The 19,045-nt window shown below is 64.5% G+C and carries 22 protein-coding genes, 1 other RNA gene and 1 riboswitch; of the genes, 15 read left to right on the forward strand and 8 right to left on the reverse strand.

Annotated elements, in window-relative coordinates; translation table 11 throughout:
• Positions 1–266 precede the first annotated feature (266 nt).
• The 14 genes from NQJ30_RS02805 (at position 267) to NQJ30_RS02870 (ending at position 11,988) form a co-directional block, all read left to right on the forward strand.
• Entirely contained in the window at positions 267–1,490 is a 1,224-nt protein-coding gene (locus NQJ30_RS02805; protein WP_255768215.1) for a CpaF family protein, read from the forward strand.
• The gene (locus NQJ30_RS02810; RefSeq protein WP_255768216.1) at positions 1,490–2,344 is read left to right on the forward strand and encodes a type II secretion system F family protein; all 855 of its coding nucleotides are present in this window, start codon (positions 1,490–1,492) and stop codon (positions 2,342–2,344) included. The genes NQJ30_RS02805 and NQJ30_RS02810 overlap by 1 nt, the downstream gene beginning before the upstream one ends.
• Positions 2,341–3,282, forward strand: coding sequence for a type II secretion system F family protein (locus NQJ30_RS02815; RefSeq protein WP_255768217.1), 942 nt, complete (start codon positions 2,341–2,343; stop codon positions 3,280–3,282). The genes NQJ30_RS02810 and NQJ30_RS02815 overlap by 4 nt, the downstream gene beginning before the upstream one ends.
• Positions 3,283–3,362: 80 nt before the next feature.
• Positions 3,363–3,680 (forward strand): hypothetical protein, encoded by a 318-nt coding sequence (locus tag NQJ30_RS02820; protein ID WP_255768218.1) that lies wholly within the window; start codon positions 3,363–3,365, stop codon positions 3,678–3,680.
• Positions 3,681–3,770: 90 nt separating this feature from the next.
• A complete protein-coding gene (locus NQJ30_RS02825) occupies positions 3,771–4,115 on the forward strand; it encodes a TadE family protein (RefSeq protein WP_255768405.1) in 345 nt (114 codons plus the stop codon).
• A 172-nt stretch (positions 4,116–4,287) separates the two neighbouring features.
• Positions 4,288–4,677, forward strand: a complete 390-nt coding sequence (locus tag NQJ30_RS02830) for a hypothetical protein (RefSeq protein ID WP_308215143.1) — start codon at positions 4,288–4,290, stop codon at positions 4,675–4,677.
• A 49-nt stretch (positions 4,678–4,726) separates the two neighbouring features.
• Positions 4,727–5,173 carry a pilus assembly protein TadG-related protein gene (locus NQJ30_RS02835; RefSeq protein ID WP_255768219.1) on the forward strand — a complete coding sequence of 149 codons (447 nt, stop codon included), beginning with the start codon at positions 4,727–4,729 and terminating at the stop codon, positions 5,171–5,173.
• A 62-nt stretch (positions 5,174–5,235) separates the two neighbouring features.
• Positions 5,236–6,351, forward strand: a complete 1,116-nt coding sequence (gene prfB / locus NQJ30_RS02840; protein WP_255768220.1) for a peptide chain release factor 2 — start codon at positions 5,236–5,238, stop codon at positions 6,349–6,351.
• 192 nt (positions 6,352–6,543) lie between these two features.
• Complete coding sequence (ftsE, locus tag NQJ30_RS02845) at positions 6,544–7,335, forward strand: cell division ATP-binding protein FtsE (RefSeq protein ID WP_255768221.1); 792 nt, start codon at positions 6,544–6,546, stop codon at positions 7,333–7,335.
• On the forward strand, positions 7,332–8,246 hold the full coding sequence (ftsX, locus tag NQJ30_RS02850) for a permease-like cell division protein FtsX (protein ID WP_255768222.1): 915 nt from the start codon (positions 7,332–7,334) through the stop codon (positions 8,244–8,246). The genes ftsE and ftsX overlap by 4 nt, the downstream gene beginning before the upstream one ends.
• 29 nt (positions 8,247–8,275) lie before the next feature.
• Positions 8,276–9,733 carry a peptidoglycan DD-metalloendopeptidase family protein gene (locus NQJ30_RS02855; RefSeq protein WP_255768223.1) on the forward strand — a complete coding sequence of 486 codons (1,458 nt, stop codon included), beginning with the start codon at positions 8,276–8,278 and terminating at the stop codon, positions 9,731–9,733.
• Positions 9,734–9,820: 87 nt separating this feature from the next.
• Positions 9,821–10,291: an SsrA-binding protein SmpB gene (gene smpB / locus NQJ30_RS02860; protein ID WP_255768224.1), complete on the forward strand. Its 471-nt coding sequence runs from the start codon at positions 9,821–9,823 to the stop codon at positions 10,289–10,291.
• Positions 10,292–10,391: 100 nt separating this feature from the next.
• Positions 10,392–10,763: a transfer-messenger RNA gene (gene ssrA, locus NQJ30_RS02865) on the forward strand.
• Between the two features lie 244 nt (positions 10,764–11,007).
• The gene (locus NQJ30_RS02870; RefSeq protein WP_255768225.1) at positions 11,008–11,988 is read left to right on the forward strand and encodes a S1C family serine protease; all 981 of its coding nucleotides are present in this window, start codon (positions 11,008–11,010) and stop codon (positions 11,986–11,988) included.
• Positions 11,989–11,990: 2 nt separating this feature from the next.
• Here NQJ30_RS02870 and NQJ30_RS02875 read toward each other — a convergent pair whose 3' ends face one another.
• From NQJ30_RS02875 to NQJ30_RS02900, 6 genes are all read right to left on the reverse strand, one after another.
• Entirely contained in the window at positions 11,991–12,128 is a 138-nt protein-coding gene (locus tag NQJ30_RS02875) for a hypothetical protein (protein WP_255768226.1), read from the reverse strand.
• 81 nt (positions 12,129–12,209) lie between these two features.
• A complete protein-coding gene (locus NQJ30_RS02880; protein WP_255768227.1) occupies positions 12,210–12,578 on the reverse strand; it encodes a hypothetical protein in 369 nt (122 codons plus the stop codon).
• A gap of 64 nt (positions 12,579–12,642) precedes the next feature.
• Positions 12,643–13,029 carry a fluoride efflux transporter FluC gene (locus NQJ30_RS02885; protein WP_255768228.1) on the reverse strand — a complete coding sequence of 129 codons (387 nt, stop codon included), beginning with the start codon at positions 13,027–13,029 and terminating at the stop codon, positions 12,643–12,645.
• Positions 13,030–13,063: 34 nt separating this feature from the next.
• Positions 13,064–13,462: a fluoride efflux transporter FluC gene (locus tag NQJ30_RS02890; RefSeq protein WP_255768229.1), complete on the reverse strand. Its 399-nt coding sequence runs from the start codon at positions 13,460–13,462 to the stop codon at positions 13,064–13,066.
• A 15-nt stretch (positions 13,463–13,477) separates the two neighbouring features.
• Positions 13,478–14,191, reverse strand: a complete 714-nt coding sequence (locus NQJ30_RS02895) for a metal-dependent transcriptional regulator (protein WP_255768230.1) — start codon at positions 14,189–14,191, stop codon at positions 13,478–13,480.
• Positions 14,192–14,222: 31 nt separating this feature from the next.
• Entirely contained in the window at positions 14,223–14,981 is a 759-nt protein-coding gene (locus tag NQJ30_RS02900; RefSeq protein ID WP_255768231.1) for a class I SAM-dependent methyltransferase, read from the reverse strand.
• A gap of 96 nt (positions 14,982–15,077) precedes the next feature.
• Here NQJ30_RS02900 and NQJ30_RS02905 point away from each other — a divergent pair, with 96 nt between their 5' ends.
• Positions 15,078–16,472: an MFS transporter gene (locus NQJ30_RS02905; RefSeq protein WP_255768232.1), complete on the forward strand. Its 1,395-nt coding sequence runs from the start codon at positions 15,078–15,080 to the stop codon at positions 16,470–16,472.
• Between the two features lie 8 nt (positions 16,473–16,480).
• On the opposite strand, the gene NQJ30_RS02910 is transcribed toward NQJ30_RS02905, so the two are convergent.
• Positions 16,481–17,902, reverse strand: coding sequence for an aminotransferase class V-fold PLP-dependent enzyme (locus tag NQJ30_RS02910; protein ID WP_255768233.1), 1,422 nt, complete (start codon positions 17,900–17,902; stop codon positions 16,481–16,483).
• A gap of 35 nt (positions 17,903–17,937) precedes the next feature.
• A riboswitch (SAM riboswitch) is annotated at positions 17,938–18,051 on the reverse strand.
• A 160-nt stretch (positions 18,052–18,211) separates the two neighbouring features.
• Positions 18,212–19,024, reverse strand: a complete 813-nt coding sequence (hisN, locus tag NQJ30_RS02915) for a histidinol-phosphatase (protein WP_255768234.1) — start codon at positions 19,022–19,024, stop codon at positions 18,212–18,214.
• Positions 19,025–19,045: the final 21 nt, after the last annotated feature.

The raw sequence follows: 19,045 nt of genomic DNA on the forward strand, positions 1-19,045 counted from the left end.
TCCGGGGACAGTAGAGCGCCGTTTTAAGCGCATCACTAGGGGTTGCAGTTCGTGAGACGGCGAACTGGGAATATCGGGCATTAACGCGCCTACCCTAACACTGCAGTGTCTGGTGCAACCAGTGTTCAGGGTGTTGCCAATGTGAAAGGTTTGACCCTTGTTATCCACAACCCTGCACATTTGACTTGGCTGCATGCTTCCGCCTGCCTAGGCTGTACCTCAGTTGAACTGCCTCCACCGGGGGCGGCAGTTGTATTGGGGAACTTATGGATGCCGTGCGCATCGTGGAAGACGAAGTCCGCGAGCTGATCCGACGTCGGGGCCTGGACCCTCTGCGGCAGGCCGGGGAAGTGCGCCGCCTTGTGGAGGCGGCTGTCAGTGACTACGACGAGCGGGCCCTCATGGGACCGCTGCCGCCGATAGGTCCGCTCGAGACCGCACGCAGGTTTGTTTTCGATGCCGTGGCCGGCTTCGGGGTCCTCCAACCGCTCCTGGACGACCCCTCCGTCGAAGAGGTCTGGATCAATGCGCCTAACGAAATCTATGTGGCGCGGAACGGCGAGTCGGAACTAACATCGCTCAGCCTCACGGACCAGCAGGTGCGCGACCTTGTGGAGCGAATGCTGAAGAGTTCGGGCCGGCGACTGGACATGTCATCCCCCTTTGTCGACGCCGCACTCCCTGATGGTTCCAGACTTCACGTTGTCATCCCGGACGTCACCCGCCACCACTGGGCAGTTAACATCCGAAAGTTTGTGGTGAAGGCCAGCAGACTGGAGCACCTGGTTGAGCTGGGTACTCTGACTCCACAGGCCGCCCGATTCCTTGGTGCGGCCGTTTCCAGCGGACTGAACATCCTGGTCTCCGGTGCCACCCAAGCGGGCAAGACCACCATGCTCAACTGCCTGGCTGCGAGCATTGGCAGCCGCGAACGGGTCATCACCGTTGAGGAAATTTTCGAACTTCAGTTTCCGCTCCGGGACGTGGTGGGACTGCAATGCCGGCAGCCCAACCTCGAGGGTGAGGGCGAGATTCCACTGCGCAGACTCGTGAAGGAAGCGCTTCGGATGCGCCCGGACCGGCTGGTGGTTGGGGAAGTTCGTGAAGCCGAGAGCCTGGACATGCTGATTGCTTTAAATAGCGGTTTGCCAGGGATGTGCACCGTCCATGCAAATTCAGCACACGACGCCGTCACCAAGATCTGTACGCTGCCGTTGCTTGCGGGCGACAACATCTCATCGGCCTTCGTCGTGCCTACGGTGGCGTCGTGTATAGACCTGGTGGTCCACTGCAGCCGGCACGCCAATGGTCGCCGGCAGGTCACCGAGATCCTCTCGCTCGGCCGGCGCGTGGAGAACGGCATCATCGAATCCTCCATGGTCTTCGCAATGGCCGACGGCCAGTTGCAGCCGAGAGCCAACAGCATGCCGTCGGCGGAGAAGTTTGCCGGGGCAGGGTACGACGTCGCGGCGCTGCTGGAGCCGCGCTGATGGCGCCGCTGCTCGGGGTACTTGCCGGAACGGGCTTCTTCCTCATCTGGTGGTCGTTCTGGGAAAAGCCGACGCCGGTTAGCCGCCGCCCCAGGGCCAGCCGCATTGAGGACCTGCTGGCCGCCGCGGGAATCGAGAAAGTAACGGCCGCCGGGCTTGTGGCTTCCTGCCTGGGTCTCGGCCTGTTCGTGGTGCTGGTCTTCTTTGTGATCTCGGGGTCCTGGCCCATGTCCGTGTGCTTCGGGTTGTTCGGCGCTTGGCTTCCCGTCAGCATTGTGCGCTGGCGGGCCAGCAGGAGGACGGCTGTGTTGCGCCAACTCTGGCCGGACGTGGTAGATCACCTTCGGTCGGCCATCCGCGCCGGCCTCTCCCTGCCGGAGGCTCTAATCCAGTTGGGGGAGAAGGGGCCGGAAGAACTCCGGCACGTGTTCCGGGACTTCGGTGCGGATTACCGAGCGGGTGGCCAATTTGATGCATCGCTCAACAAGCTCAAAAACCGGCTCGCGGATCCCGTCGCGGACCGGATCATCGAGGCCCTCCGCCTGACCCGTGAAGTGGGTGGCTCCGACTTGGGCAAGCTCCTCGGAACCCTGGCCGAATTCCTGCGTGAGAACGCCCGCACGCGCAGCGAGCTGGAAGCCCGGCAGTCCTGGACCGTTAATGCCGCTCGGCTGGCGGTTGCGGCGCCCTGGATAGTGATGCTCCTGCTGGCCACCCGTCCCGAAGCCGTGGACGCATACAACACCCCCATAGGTGCCGGCGTCCTGCTGGGAGGGCTGGTGGTCTCCCTTGTCTGTTATTCGATCATGCTGCGCATCGGCGCTCTGCCGCAGGACGAAAGGGTGCTCCGATGAGCGGAACCTCAGCGGCCGCCGTTATCTTCGGCATCGTCCTCGGCGTGGGCCTGTGGCTGTTGTTCGTCAGGCTCCCCTTCATGCGTCCACTCAGCTTTGCCGAACGCATTGAGCCGCAGCTGAAGTCGCAGAACCTGGAATCCCGGCTGCTGCGAGTCAGTGGACAGAACGCCACGCCCTTCGGGCCTCTGGAACGAATTGTGCGTCCCTTGCTTCATGACGGCCTCAGCGCCCTCGGCAGGCTCAACCTTGGTTCTAAGGCGCTGACCCGCCGGCTGGCGCAGGCGGGAATCAACAAATCACCCGTGGATTTCCGCGCGGAGCAGCTGCTGTGGGCTGTCGCCGGATTCGTCACATCATTGGCACTGGTGGTGCTGAGCGCAGTGGCCGGCCGCTTCACTCCGTTCCTTGCCGTGGTGGCCGTGCTGGGCAGCGCACTCGGCGGATTTCTCTTCCGCGACTTCTGGCTGGGCGTCCAGATCAGCAAGCGTGAAACCAGGATGATGGCTGAGTTTCCCAGCCTGGCCGAACTGATGGCTCTGGCCGTCGGCGCCGGCGAAAGCGCTACCGGAGCGCTGGACCGGGTATGCCGCAGCGCCAACGGCGAGCTGGCCAAGGAATTTTCCAAGATCCTTGCTGAAACCAGAGCCGGGAAACCCTTGGTGGAAGCGCTGCAGGAGTTCTCGGCACGGACAGACCTCGGCCCGCTCCTCCGATTTGTGGACGGCATCATCGTCGCCGTCGAACGCGGCACACCCTTGGCGGATGTCCTGAGGGCCCAGGCTCGCGATGTCCGGGACACGGCCAAACGGGACCTGATGGAATCGGCGGGCAAAAAGGAAATCGCCATGATGGTGCCCCTTGTCTTCGGTGTCCTTCCTTTAACGGTGGTGTTCGCCGTGTTCCCCGGCATTGCCGCCATCAGCATTGGCCTGTAGCCGTGACTTTCCCGCAGCTGTCACATACCCAACGACGTTTACCCTCTCGACCGCCGTACTACCTACTGAATGGAATCGAAATGAAGAATCTGGGAATCTCGACCAGCCTTTGCCTCGCTTTACTGGCAGGCCTCTGGGCATGGGCAGGCACTCCGGCACTGGGACGAAGTCGTCGTCTGGCCGATGTCGGCGTCGCGGCGTCCGGTGGTCGGGAGGTTGCCGACCACGGCCACGTCCCGGGCACGTCGCCACGTCCGGACCACCCCGAACGTGGCGACGTGCCCGGCTGGGTAATGATCACGCTCATGACTGCCGTCCTCGTCGCGGCACTGCTCGCACTGGCCGGGCCGGCTCTGGAAGCGATGTTCAACCAGGCCATGGAGAAGGTGGGAAGCTAGGGCATGCCGGAGGCTGGCCAGTGCCGCTCCGGTCGGTACTCTCCCGGCGCAGGCGAGGATTGGCGCAGAGAGGAACGGGGGTCCGCCGTGGTGGACTTTGTGCTGGTGGGCGGCCTGCTCACCATGTTCTTCCTGGCCATCATCCAACTGACACTGGTCCTGCACGTCCGTAACACGCTCATTGATGCGGCTGCTTCGGGCGCACGCTACGGAACGCTCGCCGACCGGGGTGCCCCAGATGCGGAGGAACGTGCTGCCAACTTGATCGGAGTTGCACTGAACGCTGAGTTCGCGCAGGACATCAGCACCGCCGAGGTGACGTTCCAGGGACTGCGCACGCTGGAGGTCACCATCAAGGCGCCCATGCCCGTCATCGGGCTCATTGGGCCACGGGACCTCCTGGAGGTGAAGGGCCATGCTGCCATCCAGCCCTGACACGCCGCCTGCCCACGTCGATATCCAGCCCTCCCGCAGCGTTGCGTGTCGCCGGCTTCGGGCCCGCCTCGTGAATCGACTCAACGAGGCTCTGTGCAGGCAGCAAGGTGCTCCGCACTTTCGGAGGTCACAGCCCAATGCGACCGAACATAGCGAAGCGGGTAGCGCGGTCGTGGAGTTCACATTCCTGGCGCTACTTCTGATGGTCCCGCTGGTGTACTTCATCATCACCATTGGCCAGATCCAGGGCGGGTCATTTGCGGTCGTGGGGGCCGCAGACCAGGCGGCGAAAGTATTCGTCGCCCAGCCCGATCCGGTCTCCGGCCAAGCAGCAGCCGAACGGGCAGCCCTTATAGCCCTTGCGGACTTTGGCCATGACGGCGGTACCGCCCAGGTCTCCACACGCTGCGATCCCGCCGACTGTCTGGCCGCGGGAACGGCTGTCACTGTCACCGTGAACCTCACCGTGCCGCTTCCATTCGTGCCCTTCAAGGATGACTTCAGGCTGCAGGCCAGCGAAGTTGAGGCTTCATCCACCCAGTTGGTCGGCCGGTTCAGGTGAGCGCCGGATGAACTGTCCTGAAGTCCTTACAGCGGCACGCAAAGATCCAATGAGCCCCGAGCGCCCGGCAGAAGACGGCCAGATGATGGTGATGATCGTTGGCTACGCCGCGCTCGCCCTGCTTGTGGTCACCGTGGTCATCGGCATCTCCAGCGTCTACCTCGAGCACAAGCGGCTGTTGTCCCTCGCCGACGGTGCGTCGCTCGCCGCCGCTGACAGCTACACCCTGGGGGAAGTAGCGGGGCCGGCCGGTAGCCCCTCCGCCGTCCTCGGGTCCGAACGCGTCCGCAACGTGGCTGCGGACTTCGTCGCCCGGAGCCCGGCGTCGGCCCGGTTCGACCAGCTGGCTGTGTCGCAGGGGACCGGCAGCCCGGACGGTTCCACCGCCGTCGTGGTTCTCAGCTCGGTGGTGCACCCGCCTGTTGTGAACTTCCTGGTGCCGGACGGGATCCGGATCGAAGCAGCATCCACCGCCCGGTCACGGCTCACGCGCTGAGGTGCCACCGCGGATCAGAAGGAGCCCGGGCCTCCGGCCGGATAGCGTAGGCTTAAACAACCATGGCCAATATTGATTTTTCCGCAGAAATCCGCGCCCTTCGCGCCACGTACCACTCCATCGAGCGCGTCAGCGATGTCGAGGCACTGAAGGAAGACATCGCCGAACTGAGCGAACGGGCCGGCGAGCCGGACCTGTGGGACGACCCCGCCGCGGCCCAGAAAATTACCTCCAGGCTCTCGCACCGCCAGTCCGAACTGGAACGGCTGAACAAGCTCGCGGCGCGGATCGACGACCTGGAAGTCCTGGTGGAACTCGGCCAGGACGAAGACGACGCCGACTCCATGGGCGAAGCCGCCGCCGAACTTGAATCAATCCAAAAGTCACTGAAGGACCTGGAAGTAGTCACCCTGCTTTCCGGAGAGTACGACGAACGCGAAGCCGTGGTGTCCATCAGGGCCGGCGCCGGCGGCGTCGATGCAGCCGACTTCGCCGAAATGCTGATGCGCATGTATCTCCGCTGGGCCGAACGCCACGGGTACCCCACCACGGTGATGGACACGTCCTACGCCGAGGAGGCGGGCCTCAAGTCGGCAACTTTCGAAGTCAAGGCCCCCTATGCCTTCGGAACCCTGAGCGTCGAAGCCGGAACGCACCGCCTGGTGCGGATCAGCCCCTTTGACAACCAAGGTCGCCGCCAGACGTCCTTCGCCGCGGTCGAGGTCATCCCTCTGATTGAGTCGACGGACTCCATCGACATTCCGGACAACGAAATCCGCGTGGACGTGTTCCGTTCCTCGGGCCCCGGCGGTCAGTCAGTCAACACCACTGACTCCGCCGTACGCCTCACGCACATCCCCACCGGCACCGTGGTGTCCATGCAAAACGAAAAGTCGCAGCTCCAGAACCGGGCCGCTGCCATGCGCGTTCTGCAGTCCCGCCTCCTGCTGCTGAAGAAGGAACAGGAGGACGCCGAGAAGAAGGCCTTCGCCGGCGACGTCAAGGCTTCCTGGGGCGACCAAATGCGCTCCTACGTCCTGAACCCGTACCAGATGGTCAAGGACCTTCGCACCGAACACGAAGTCGGCAACACCTCTGCAGTGTTCGACGGCGAGATCGACGACTTCATCGACGCCGGCATCCGCTGGCGGACCGACAACCGCAACGCCGAGAAGTAACACCCCTCCGGTGGCCACAGGGGGCGGGGCCCGGAACCCTGATCCCGCGACACACCCCTGAAACCGCTGAAATCCAGCAAAGAGACTGCGTATAGTCGAGGGGCCGGGGCCTCTTATTCCCCTAAACGAATGCCCGCGCGCCGGCTGCAGATCTGGGCTGCATCAGTAGTGCCATGCAGGGTAATTAGGGCCATGATCCGATTCGATAATGTCACCAAGGTCTATGACCAGACGGCCCGGCCTGCGCTGGACGATGTCAGCCTCGAGATAGACCGTGGTGAATTTGCCTTCCTCGTGGGCGCCTCCGGATCCGGAAAGTCCACCTTCCTCCGGCTGGTCCTCAAGGAGGACCGTGCCTCGTCCGGCGCCGTCTACGTCGCCGGCCAGAATGTTGCCAAGATTTCCAGCTGGCGCGTTCCCCGGCTGCGCCGCGGAATCGGCGTCGTCTTCCAGGACTTCCGCCTCCTCCCGCAGAAGAACGTTTTTGCCAACGTCGCCTTCGCCATGCAGGTCATCGGCAAGAGTCGAAGCGTTATCCGCGACACTGTGCCCGAAGTCCTTAAAACGGTGGGCCTGGAAGGCAAGGAAAACCGCCTTCCGCACGAACTTTCCGGCGGTGAGCAGCAACGCGTGGCCATTGCCCGCGCCGTGGTCAACCGCCCGGGGATCCTCCTCGCCGACGAGCCCACCGGCAACCTCGATCCCACCACCTCGATGGGCATCATGGGTGTGCTGGACAAGATCAACCAGAACGGCACCACAGTGGTCATGGCCACGCACGACGACGACATCGTCAACGAAATGCGTAAACGCGTGGTTGAGCTCAAGAACGGTGTTGTGATCCGCGATGAAGCCAAGGCGCTGTACACGTCCATGATTCCTGTGGTGGGCCAGTCGCGCCGGCTGCGCGACGCCAGCGGCCGGGACGAGGAGGCGCCCACCCCGGGTGACCGCCAGCCTGGCGAAGGGGAGGGACAGCGATGAGGCTCGCGTTCATCCTCGGTGAGATCGGAAGTGGCCTGCGCCGCAACGTCTCCATGGTGGTTTCGGTCATCCTGGTCACCTTTGTCTCCCTGACGTTCGTCGGTGCCGCCGGCATGCTGCAGCTTCAGATAAACCAGATGAAGGGCTATTGGTACGACAAAGTCCAGGTGGCAATCTTCCTCTGCAGTGACGGTTCGACGGCGGCTGGTTGCGCCACGGGGCCCGTCACCCCCGAGCAGCAGGACAACCTGAAGACCCTGCTGGAGTCCCCGGCGGTGGCCCAGTACGTCAATGACTTCCAGTTTGAGTCCAAGGAAGAGGCGTACAAGCACTTCAAGGACCAGTTCTCCAACTCTCCGATCGTCGATTCAGTCACGCCGGACCAGCTTCCCGCTTCCTTCCGCATCAACATGAAGGATCCGGAAAAGTACCAGATCATCAGCGAGACCTTCTCTTCGCAGCCGGGTGTCGAAACGGTCATTGACCAGCGCCAGCTTCTGGAGCGGCTGTTCTCGGCCATGAATGCGGCATCGCTCGTGGCTGTGACCATCGCAGGCGTCATGATCGTCTGTGCCATCCTCCTGATCGCCACGACCATCCGGCTGTCGGCCTTCAGCCGCCGCCGGGAAACCGGAATCATGCGCCTCGTGGGGGCATCCAAGATGGTTATCCAACTGCCCTTCATCCTCGAGGGCGTGATAGCCGCGGTCATTGGCGCTGCGCTGGCCTCGGGAACACTGTGGGCCGTCGCGCACTTCTTCCTCGGCGAATACCTGTCGAAGCAGTACCCGGACACGGCCTTCATCTCGCCCGGGCAAACCCTTATTCTTGCGCCTGCCTTGCTGATCCTTGGCGGATCTTTGGCAGGAATTTCGTCGCTCTTGACCTTGCGCAGATATTTGAAGGTTTAGGCTCTGTGCAAACCAACCTAGGAATCCTGATGAACGCATTGCACCGACCTGCGCCCCGCCAACGGGCGGAACGCCCGGCACAGCAGCGCCCGGCAACCGGACACCTGGCAGCTGCCCGTCGCCGCACCGGCCTGATTAGCGGCGTCATGGTTCTTATCCTCGCTGCGAGCCTGGGTGCTTCGGCCCCCGCAGCGTACGCCGACGAGCTGGACGACAAGCGCGCCGCCCTCGAAGCCGAAGCGGCCCGGGTGCAGCAGTCGCTGGAGTTCGTGGATTCCCGCATTGCGAAGGCCGCCGGCGACCTGGTCATCTACCAGGGACAGTTGCCCGGAGCCCAGCAGGCGCTCCTGGAAGCCCAGGGACGCGTGGCCGGTGCCGTCAAGGAGGTCGAGGCCCTGACTGCCCGGGTAGACCTTGCGCAGCAGAACAAAGCCAAAATCACCCAGCAGCTTGAGGCTGATAAGCAGAAGATCTCCGACACCAAGAAGCTGATCGGCCAGATCGCCACCCAGGCTTACAAGTCCGGCGGTGTTCCCTCTAACCTGAGCCTGTTCTTCGGTGCAAACAACGGCGGCAGCCTCACCCAGACCATGGACCTCGCGGACCAGGCCATGCGCAGCCAGAACGCCGCCATGGACAAGCTGTCCCAGCAGAGCGCCACCAACGTGAACTCCCAGGCCAGGCTCGAAGCCGTGGAAGCCGAGATCAAGGACCTCAAGGTCAAGGCGGACGCTGCCCTGGAACGGGAAAAAGCCGCCCGCGACGAGGCCGAAGCCAAGAAGGCACAAGTCGATCAACTGATAGCAGACACCACTCGACTGGACGCCGAACTGCAGGCAGCCAAGCCGGGTATCCAAAGCCAGATGGCGGCCGTTGAGGCCAGCCAGAATGCCGTGGCCAACGAGATCGCCGACCGCGACCGCAGGCTCCGCGAAGCCTGGGAAGCCGAGCAGCGCCGGATCGCCGAAGCTGCCGCGGCGGCTGCCGCCGCCCGGGCCGCTGCACAGGGACAGGCCCCGCCCCCGCAGGTACCGTACGCGCCGGTGACCGGGTCGCCGTCGGCCTTTGGCTTGCGGCACCCGTTCGCGGGTGACGTGCCCATCACCTCGGGCTTCGGCTGGCGCTCAACCCCGCCAGGCACCATCGACTTCTACGGGCAGGGCGGTTACGTCCACACCGGCATCGACTTCGGCGCTGCCTGCGGCACTCCCGTTTACGCTGCGGCGGCAGGCGAGGTCTTCTCCTCCGGCTGGAACTCCGCGGACGGCGGCGGCTGGCGGGTGAAGATCTCCCACGGGGTGGTTCAGGGCAACTCCCTGACTACGATCTACTACCACAACAGCAGCATCGTCGTCTCGAACGGCCAGCAGGTATCCCAGGGCCAGCTCATCGCTTACTCGGGCAGCACCGGTAACTCGACCGGCTGCCACGCGCACTTTGAAACGTGGCTCAACGGGGTGGCCGTCGACCCCATGCGGCTGCTGTAACGCCGGTCCGCGCCTGCCGTACACTGGTATGACTCCGCGCCGGACCGGCCGGAGTCAACCAGGATCCAAGAACTGAGGAGTTTCACCGTGCCCAAAGAAAGTGGCCGTAAAGTGGTGGCCACCAACCGCAAGGCCCGGCATGACTATCTCGTGCTTGACACGTATGAGGCCGGCATTGCCCTGATGGGCACGGAAGTGAAGTCCCTGCGCGAAGGCCACGCCTCCATGGTGGATGGCTTCTGCACCTTCTACAACGACGAGTTGTGGATGGAGGGCATCCATATCCCCGAGTACAACCAGGGCAGCTGGACCAACCACGCAGCCCGGCGCCGGCGCAAGCTGCTGCTGCACCGCGAGGAACTCATCAAAATCTCCCACAAGGTCAGGGAATCGGGTTTTACCATCGTGCCCTTGCAGCTGTACTTCGTGGATGGCCGGGCCAAAGTGGAGATCGGCGTCGCCCGCGGTAAGCGCGAATACGACAAGCGGCAGACGCTGCGGGAACAGCAGGACAACCGCGAAGCGCTGCGTGCCATGCGCGAACGCAACCGCCGGTAAGGTCCGCCCGGCTGGAATGATTTCCGCTGGTGATGCGTTATGATTGGTAGTCCGGCAGGGATGGTGTTCACACCGCTCAGCCGGTTTGGTAACAAAATACGGGGATGATCGGTTTCGACGATGTTAGTCGCGACAGGTGAAGCGGGCCGAGGATGCAGAATTATCTCGTAAACGCTGTCTGCAAAACAATAAGTGCCAAATCTAACGATCGCACTGACTTCGCTCTTGCTGCCTAAGCAGTAAGACAGTCCGTCAGCCCGAGGTTGCTATTGCCCCGGAACCTGGCGTCATTTAGATAGCCACTGCTGTTTACCCCCGTCATCGGGGTGAGCGGGACTCTTAGATGACTGGGCCCGGATCGGCCAGCTGTTTGCAGCGTGGCCGGGGCCGAGAAAATCCGACGCAAACTGCGCCCGGAGAAGCCCTGACAACACGACATCGGACGGGGGTTCAATTCCCCCCATCTCCACATTTTGAAATGTCGCAAGACATGCCAAGAGACCCGGACCCTGCGTCCGGGTCTCTTGGCATTTAAAGCCGTTCGGAACGACCTGCGGTCCGAACGGCAACCCCGCCCGCCGCCGTCGCACGTTCCTGTTCACCGACGGCGTACCCGGCGCGGGACTACGCGCCGCCATGCCGCGGTTGTCCAGAATAGGATCCCGGCAGCACCAAACCCGGCGGCCGGAACCACAAAGGCAGCTTGGAGGTGTGCCATGGAACGGGCCCGGAACCCCAGCCAGGAAGATGACGACGGCGGAGCGTTGGATTCGTATTCGGAAACAGTGATGCGGGTGGCTGAGACCGTCACTCCACACGTAGCTGCCATCGAAATGACCGGCAAGCGAAGGAACGGCAGCTTCCGTCTGGGCGCCGGGTCCGCCGTTCTGTTCACCGAGGACGGCTATCTGCTGACGAATTCACATGTGGTGGCCGGGACGAGCCAGGGCCACGCGGCTTTTGCTGACGGCAGCCGGACCGAACTTGAACTGGTGGGAGTGGATCCGTTGTCCGACCTTGCCGTGGTCCGCGGCCGGGCTCCGAAGGTGGCCCCGGCACAGTTCGGCGATGCAGAAACCCTGCGGGTGGGCCAGCTGGTTATCGCCGTCGGAAATCCCTTGGGCCTGGCGGGGTCAGTCACCGCGGGCGTGGTCAGCGGCTTGGGCCGCGCCATTCCCGTCTGGCAGGGCGGAAACAGGAGGGTGATCGAAGACGTCATCCAGACTGACGCGGCGCTCAATTCCGGCAGCTCCGGCGGGGCACTTGCTGATTCGCACGGCCGGATTGTGGGCATCAATACCGCGGTGGCCGGCGCCGGGCTGGGGCTGGCGGTGCCCATCAACACCACTACGCGGCGAATTATCTCGGCGTTGCTGAAGGACGGTCGCGTCCGGCGCGCTTACCTCGGCGTGGTCAGTACTCCCAGCAGGCTGGGCGCCAGTGACGTGATCAGGACCGGGCGCCGCGACGGACTCAGGGTAGTGGAAGTGCTGGCCGGTTCGCCTGCAGACAGGGCCGGTCTGCGGGCCGGTGACTTCATCATGACAGCCGGTACCCGCCCCGTCAGCAACGCTGAAAGCCTGCAGAAGCTGCTGTTCGCCGACGCGATTGGCAAGCCCCTGCCGGTCAGCGTGCTGAGGGACGGCAAAGAACTGGACCTTGTGGCCTTACCGGAAGAAATGGCCGACGACGGCTAGGGCTACCGGCGTTTCTTCAGGTGTGCCACGGGATCCTGGGCCCCTTCAAGGGGACTCTTGGCCTTCTTCTCGGCCCGTTTTTCCTTGATCGTCTTAACAGGCTTTTTGTTCATCGACTGGTGTGGTGTTTTGTCCGGCATGGCGTGCTCCTTATGACGCGGGACGGGCTGCGTCCCACTTCGTAAATTACGCCTGTTCCGCCCGGAAGGAAATGCCCCCGATCAGGCCGGGGCAGCGACGTCGGCGATACCCACAAAGCGGGTGCCAACGCCGTCGAATTCGCTCCTGATGAAGCCTTCCTGAAGCGGCGGAACGTCGGCAGGGGCATGGTGTTCGCACACAACATACGTGAACTCCGGCCACCATTTCTTGGGCCGGGCCGCTTCCTCATATCCGCAGACGGCGCATTCCAGATGCACCCACACGGGGCGTTTGCCGGTTCGGTTGGCCCGCGACTGAACCAGCCATGCCGGCGGGTTGTCCAGGATTTCGCCCAGCTCGGCCTCGGAAAGGCGTTTGGGAATTCCGTGGCGCTGGGCCATTTCCATCGGTACATCAAGGGCAATTGCCGCGTCGCGTCTGCTAATCATCAGAATCAACGATACGGGACCGAACCAAACCGGACCCCTCCAGTACGGCAGGGACCCGCCCCACCTACGATGCCAGCGCTATGCCGATCGCCGCCGCGGTGAAGCCCGCTCCCAGGTTGACGCCGACGTTGAGGGCGGCGGCACCGAAGCGCGATTCACTCAGGAGCCGCACCGTCGCCGTCGTCCAGGAACTGAACGTGGTCAGCCCGCCGGCAAAACCGGTCGCGACGGCGGTCTGCCACTCGGGTGCCAGGCCGAGCCTTCCGGTGATACCGATGGACAGCCCAATAATGAGGCAGCCGGTGACATTGACTACCAGCGTGGCCCACGGCCAGTGCCGGGGTGTGCCGGCGGTGCCAGGCCGCGAGGTGCGGTGTGCGAACCAGCTGTCGATGGCGAAACGCAGCAGGGCGCCCGCTACACCGAATACTCCCACGAGGGCGGCTGCCATCACTTGGCTGCCCCCGTCACCGGACTGCGGCCTTTCACGATGCCAACCGGTCTGCCACGAGCCGCCCCGTCCGCCACCCGGCGGCGGCAGCCCCCAAGCCGAGCAGCAGCGACATCCCCAGATAAACCAGCCACACCGGGTGTTCCGCGGCCCGGGCCAGATGGTCGATTGAGAAAATCACTGCCGAGAAGGTGGTGAAGGAGCCGAGCAGTCCCGGGCCCAGGCCGGCGCGGACCCAAAAAGCGGTGTGCGGGCGGGCGATCCACACGGTGGTGAGGGCGGCCAGGACAAAACTCCCGGCCACGTTGATGCCCAGTGTTGTCCACGGTACGGCCGCGGCGGTGTCCGGGAACGCGAGGCCCAGGCCGTACCGGAGCTCCGTCCCGGCCAGCCCTCCGACGGCGACGGCCAGCCAGGCCCGCCAGTCAGGCATCCCGCCGTGCCTCATTCACCGGTCGCCGAGAATGCAGCCGGGGTGGGGCCGGACGGTCTGCACCCAGAGCGCGGCCGTGATTTCGTCCGCGAGATCGTAGTCCCGGGTCCTGCCCGCGTTACTGATCCGCACCACCAAAGCACCGCCGAACGGCTTGCGGCCCAGGACCTCCACTTCGGCGTCGAGATCAATTTCTTCCGCAGCGAGGTACCGCAGCAGGTCCGGGTTCTCGTCGCTGATCCGCGTGATCCGGCCGGTGTGGCCCTGATCAAGCTCGCCGAGCAGGTGCGCCTCCGGCATCAGGACGGCACCGTCCGCCGTTGGGATCGGATCCCCGTGCGGGTCACGCTCAGGGTTGCCCAGTTTGGCCGCCATACGCTCGATGAAGGTATCCGACACAGCGTGTTCCAGCAGTTCGGCTTCGTCGTGGACTTCGTCCCAGCTGTATCCGAGCTCCTGCACGAGGTATGTCTCAATGAGGCGGTGACGGCGCACCATGGACAGGGCCAGTCGGATCCCGTCCGCAGTGAGGGTGACGGCGCTGTAGGGTTTGTGGTCCACCAGGCCCTGGTCCTTGAGTTTGCGGACCATCTCCGAGACCGAGGAGTTGGCCACGCCCAGGCGCTGAGCCAGCTGCGTGGACGTGATGGGCTTGTCCTGCCACTCGGTGAAGCTGTAGATGACCTTGACGTAGTCCTCGATCGAGGAAGAGGGGGCGCTGGTCTTCACGACGTCAAGCCTACCCGGTGGCCTGCAGCCGTCACGCCTTCACCGCACGCCAGGTCAGGGTGAGGTACGGGAGGGTGATGTCCTCGACAGTGCCGTGCCCAAGGTGCTCGTGCAGGTACCAGTCCAAATTGGCCAGGACCTTTTGCCGCGTGGCCGCGCCGGCACGGAGATAGTAGCTGCGCGACTTGGTCAGCTCCATGATGTTCTCGGTCCCGAGGCGGTCCTCCCAGGGGGTCACGTGGCTCTCCAAGCCGGCGAATTCGGGGCCCACCAGCGGCCGGAAACCGGGTTTATAGACGTCCCCCGCGTGCATTATCCGTGACAGCCTGTGCACCCAGGGAACCGACGTGTCCAGCTGGTTCCAGATCAGCCCCAGCGTTCCGCCCGGCCGCAGGATCCGTGCGAGTTCGGTGCTGGCCGGCAGCGGATCGCACCAGTGCCATGCCTGGGCAACGCTTACGAGGTCGAACGCCGCGTCTCGAAGGCCTGTCGCCTCTGCGGTTCCCTGCGTCGCCGCGACCTCCGGATAGTGCGCCCGCAGCTGTTCGAGCATGTCAGCGGAAGGGTCGACAGCGGCGACGGTGAGGCCGTGCGCCAGCAGGAGCGCGGCGAATTTCCCGGTCCCGGCGCCCACGTCCACGGCGTCGCGGGCCGCTGCCGGGACCAGCCAGTTCACAGAATCGGCCGGGTAGCCCGGGCGTACGCGCTGATAGTGTGCGCCGCCGTCCTGGAAGCTCTGTCCGAGTTCCAGTCGTCGTCCGTGGTCGAGCCTGGGGCCACCCCGTGCCACGTGTGGCCTCCTTCAGCTGAATTCCATGGGTATCCTCCGAATTTACCTGATACCGGGGAACTGCCCGCAGCCGGGCGGGCGGTGTTTACTGGAGGAGTGAGCTTCCCTCCGACGACACGTGCCCAGAGACTCGTCCTTTGGATCTCGATTCTCGCCTCCTTCGTTTCCTTCCTGGACAGCAGCGTCATCAACGTGGCCCTCCCGGCCATATCCCGCGACCTGGGCGGCGGACTGACAACCCAGCAATGGGTGGTGGACGCCTACCTCATCACTCTCGGCTCGCTCATCCTGCTGGCGGGCTCCCTCTCCGACGTTCTCGGACGCATCCTCATCCTGCGCGCCGGACTGCTTGGTTTCGGAGTGACGTCACTGATGTGCGCGTTCGCCCCCACCGCCGAGGTTCTGATCATTTCCCGGGCCCTGCAGGGCATTGCCGGGGCCCTGCTCGTGCCCAGTTCGCTGGCCCTCATCACGTCGCACTTTGACGGGGCGTCCCGGGCCAAAGCCATTGGGCAGTGGACCGCCGGCACCACCGTGGCCTTCATCGCCGGGCCGCTTGTGGGTGGCGTCCTGGTGGATTCCGTCGGGTGGAGGTGGGTATTTGGCATCAATGCTGTGCCGATTGCGGCGACGGTGTGGCTTCTGGCCGTGCTTCGTGCCGCCGACGTCCGCGAGGCAGGCGTGCGCATCGACTATCCCGGAGCCGTGCTCTGCGTGCTAGGACTGGCCGGGCCCGTCTATGCCCTGATCGAGCAGGGCACGCAAGGGTGGGCCAGTCCGGGGATCCTGCTGCCATTGATCCTGGGCGTCGCCTGTTTTGCGGCGTTTATCTGGCGGCAGGCAACAGCGAAGCAGCCGCTGATGCCATTGAGTCTCTTCGCCGTCAGGAACTTTGCGGCAGGCAACATTGCCACCATGTTCATCTATGCCGCGCTCTCCATCGGCGGATTCATCATTGTGCTCTTCCTGCAGCAGGTGGCCGGATTCCCGGCAACATTTGCCGCCCTCGCCCTGTTGCCGGTGAGCCTGCTGAACATCTTCCTGTCGTCCTGGTTCGGTTCACTGGCCGGCCGCTACGGCCCGCGCTGGTTCATGGCCCTGGGCCCGGCCGGCGCGGGCCTCGGCTACTTCCTGATGCTGACATCGCAAACACCCGTCAATTACTGGAATCAACTCCTGCCGGGCATCATCCTCTTCGGGGTAGGACTTTCGGCAACCGTTGCTCCACTGACCGCGGCGATACTGGGCTCGATTTCTGAACAGCAATCCGGAATCGGCTCGGCGGTCAACAATGCGGTAGCCCGCGTAGCGGGCCTGGTCGGCATCGCCTTCGTGGGACTCATCGCCGGGAACCAGCTCAACCTGGACGGATTCCACCGGGTGCTGATCGCCACCGGCATCCTCCTGGTCATCGGTGGCGTCGTCTCGGCTCTGGGCATCCGGAACCCGGCCCGGGACGTGGCACCCAGACAGAGGACCGCCCGCGCTTAGCCGGGACCTTAGTCGTCGAGGCAGGGGGCAGCCCCGGCGGTGCCGGGCGTGTTCGGTGCCCAGTCCGGGTACGTGCGGGTGTCATTGGCTGGAACCCAGCGGCCCGAATCCACCACGTAGTCCCAGCCCAGCCCCGTACGGCGCAGCTGTTCGAGGCCGGCGAGCAGCCGTTCGGCGTCCTCCAACCGGGAACCCACACCAAAGCTGGCGCGCAACGAACCGGACGGGAGGCCGAGGCGCTTCAGCAGCGGGTGAGCGCAAAACCGGCCGTCGCGCAGGCCTACACCGTGCTCCGCCGAAAGGTACGCGGCCACCAGCCCGGCGTCGTACCCGGCCACCGAGAAGTTGACCACACCGATGGTTCCGGTGCCGGGGTCGGCGTCCGCGAAGATCTGGTGCACCGTGACGCCCTCGAGCTTTTGGAGGCCCTCCACCAGGTAGGACCGGATGGCAGACTCGTGGGCATGCCAGAGGTCCTGGTCCAGGGACGCTATGACCTGGGTGGCGCGGGCCAGCGTGGCTGCACCCAGGACGTTGGGGGAGCCGCCCTCGTGGCGGGCCGGACCAGTGGCCCAGCTGACGCCGTCGAGCTTTGCCTCCTTGACGGCCCCGCCGCCTGCCAGGTGCGGGGTGCCGGCGTCGAGCCAGTCCGTGCGGCCCACCAGCACACCGGCGCCAAACGGCGCGTAGAGCTTGTGGCCGGAGAAGGCGAGGTAGTCGACGTCGTCGGCGCTGATGTTGATGCGGCGGTGCGGTGCGAGCTGGGCGGCGTCCACCACGATCCTGGCGCCGTGTTCGTGGGCCAGCGCGGCCAGTGCCCGGATGGGGAGGATCTCGCCGGTGACGTTGGAGGCACCGGTGACGGCGAGCAGGCTGACGTGGCCCTCCTGAAGTTCGGCCAGCAGGGCTGCGATGGTGCCGGCGATGGTGGGAGCGGCCACCACGCTGCGGTGCGGTACGCCCTGCCACGGCAGGAGGTTGGCGTGGTGCTCGATGTCCAGGTACAGGACGTCGCCGGCGGGCCGGCCCTCGGTGTGCGGCAGGCAACCCGCCAGCAGATTCAGTGAGTCAGTGGTGTTGCGGGTGAAGATGACCGAGTCATCAGGCCGGCCGCCCACGAAATCCCGCACGATGTTCCGCGCGTTCTCATAGACGGACGTGCTGATCTGTGACGCATAGCCCGCGCCCCGGTGAACGCTGGCGTAGAACGGCAGGATCTCGTTGAGGTAGGCCGACACCACGGAGAGGGCCGGAGCTGAGGCGCCGTAATCGAGGTTGGCGTACCGGACATGGCCGCCCTGGATCAGCGGTGCCTGGATTTCAGCGCCGGTGACAGCGGAGAGCGGACGTCCTGCGATAGCGGCAAGGTCGCCGGCGAGCACATCGGCGGGGTTGTTTCGGACGGCGGGGGAGACAGTGGCAGTTGTCACGGAGACCTCACTTTAAAAGGACTCCCGGCTCCGGGAATCCGCGCTTGCCGGGTCCATTGAGGACCGGCCTGGTCGTCACCCGGGGCACCCCGCCGCGAATGGAGGGTTGCCGGCCAGCAAACCGGGGTTTAGCGCTGGCACTCGTGACCTGTTAAAAAGCGTAGGACATCGCCGCGACAGCGGAAAAGCCCGGCGGAAATGTTAAGCCGTTTGTTACGCACGCTTGAGGAATGGGAGTTTTATCGAACTAACAACGGCTGGCGCCCTCAAAAGGGGGCGCCAGCCGTCGGAAATTCGGAATTACGGGATCTACAGGAGATCGTCCAGATCCGGGTTCAGCCGCTTGAGTACCTCGGAGTGCAGGATGGAGTTGGTGGCAAGGGCGTTGCCGCCGAACGGTCCGTCCTGGCCTTCGAGAGACGTGAAACGTCCGCCGGCTTCCACCACGATAGGGACCAGCGCAGCCATGTCGTACAGGTTCAGCTCGGGCTCGCAGGCAATGTCGACGGAGCCTTCAGCCACCATGCAATAGGACCAGAAGTCCCCGTACGCCCGGGTGCGCCAGACGTCCTCGGTCAGGCCCAGGAACTCATTTAGGTTGCCGCGTTCCTTCCAGCCGCCCAGGCTGGAGTAGGACAGCGACGCATCGGCGAGATTGGACACATTCGAGACCCGCAGCCGGGTTGCTGCCGCTAAGGACTTGCCCATGTAGGCGCCGGCTCCCTTGGCGGCCCACCAGCGTTTGCCCAAAGCCGGCGCGCTGACGACGCCCACCACGGGCTCGCCCTCGTCAACGAGCGCGATCAGGGTGGCCCACACAGGCACGCCGCGAACAAAGTTCTTTGTGCCGTCGATCGGATCTATGATCCAGCGCCGGGACCCGTGGCCCGAGCTGCCGAATTCCTCGCCCAGGACAGCGTCCCGGGGGCGTGAACGGGACAGCTGGCCGCGGATGGCCTCTTCTGCCGACTTGTCCGCATCCGTGACCGGCGTCAGGTCAGGCTTGGTCTCGATGTGCAGGTCCAGCGCCTTGAAACGGCTCATGGTCTGGTCATCAACGGAATCGGCCAGCACGTGGGCCAGGCGCAGGTCATCGTTGTAGCTCGAAGCGGGTTGGATCATGCTTCCAAACTACCGTCTATC

It is taken from the genome of Pseudarthrobacter sulfonivorans (assembly GCF_024391045.1).
Classification (GTDB): domain Bacteria; phylum Actinomycetota; class Actinomycetes; order Actinomycetales; family Micrococcaceae; genus Arthrobacter; species Arthrobacter sulfonivorans_B.

What these genes read in the sequence shown, in the direction of transcription:
- NQJ30_RS02805 (WP_255768215.1), top strand. Translation starts at nt 267, where the DNA reads ATGGATGCCGTGCGCATCGTGGAAGACGAAGTCCGCGAGCTGATCCGA.
- NQJ30_RS02810 (WP_255768216.1), top strand. Translation starts at nt 1,490, where the DNA reads ATGGCGCCGCTGCTCGGGGTACTTGCCGGAACGGGCTTCTTCCTCATC.
- NQJ30_RS02815 (WP_255768217.1), top strand. Translation starts at nt 2,341, where the DNA reads ATGAGCGGAACCTCAGCGGCCGCCGTTATCTTCGGCATCGTCCTCGGC.
- NQJ30_RS02820 (WP_255768218.1), top strand. Translation starts at nt 3,363, where the DNA reads ATGAAGAATCTGGGAATCTCGACCAGCCTTTGCCTCGCTTTACTGGCA.
- NQJ30_RS02835 (WP_255768219.1), top strand. Translation starts at nt 4,727, where the DNA reads ATGAGCCCCGAGCGCCCGGCAGAAGACGGCCAGATGATGGTGATGATC.
- prfB (WP_255768220.1), top strand. Translation starts at nt 5,236, where the DNA reads ATGGCCAATATTGATTTTTCCGCAGAAATCCGCGCCCTTCGCGCCACG.
- ftsE (WP_255768221.1), top strand. Translation starts at nt 6,544, where the DNA reads ATGATCCGATTCGATAATGTCACCAAGGTCTATGACCAGACGGCCCGG.
- ftsX (WP_255768222.1), top strand. Translation starts at nt 7,332, where the DNA reads ATGAGGCTCGCGTTCATCCTCGGTGAGATCGGAAGTGGCCTGCGCCGC.
- NQJ30_RS02855 (WP_255768223.1), top strand. Translation starts at nt 8,276, where the DNA reads ATGAACGCATTGCACCGACCTGCGCCCCGCCAACGGGCGGAACGCCCG.
- NQJ30_RS02870 (WP_255768225.1), top strand. Translation starts at nt 11,008, where the DNA reads ATGGAACGGGCCCGGAACCCCAGCCAGGAAGATGACGACGGCGGAGCG.
- NQJ30_RS02875 (WP_255768226.1), bottom strand. Translation starts at nt 12,128, where the DNA reads ATGCCGGACAAAACACCACACCAGTCGATGAACAAAAAGCCTGTTAAG.
- NQJ30_RS02880 (WP_255768227.1), bottom strand. Translation starts at nt 12,578, where the DNA reads ATGATTAGCAGACGCGACGCGGCAATTGCCCTTGATGTACCGATGGAA.
- NQJ30_RS02885 (WP_255768228.1), bottom strand. Translation starts at nt 13,029, where the DNA reads ATGGCAGCCGCCCTCGTGGGAGTATTCGGTGTAGCGGGCGCCCTGCTG.
- NQJ30_RS02890 (WP_255768229.1), bottom strand. Translation starts at nt 13,462, where the DNA reads ATGCCTGACTGGCGGGCCTGGCTGGCCGTCGCCGTCGGAGGGCTGGCC.
- hisN (WP_255768234.1), bottom strand. Translation starts at nt 19,024, where the DNA reads ATGATCCAACCCGCTTCGAGCTACAACGATGACCTGCGCCTGGCCCAC.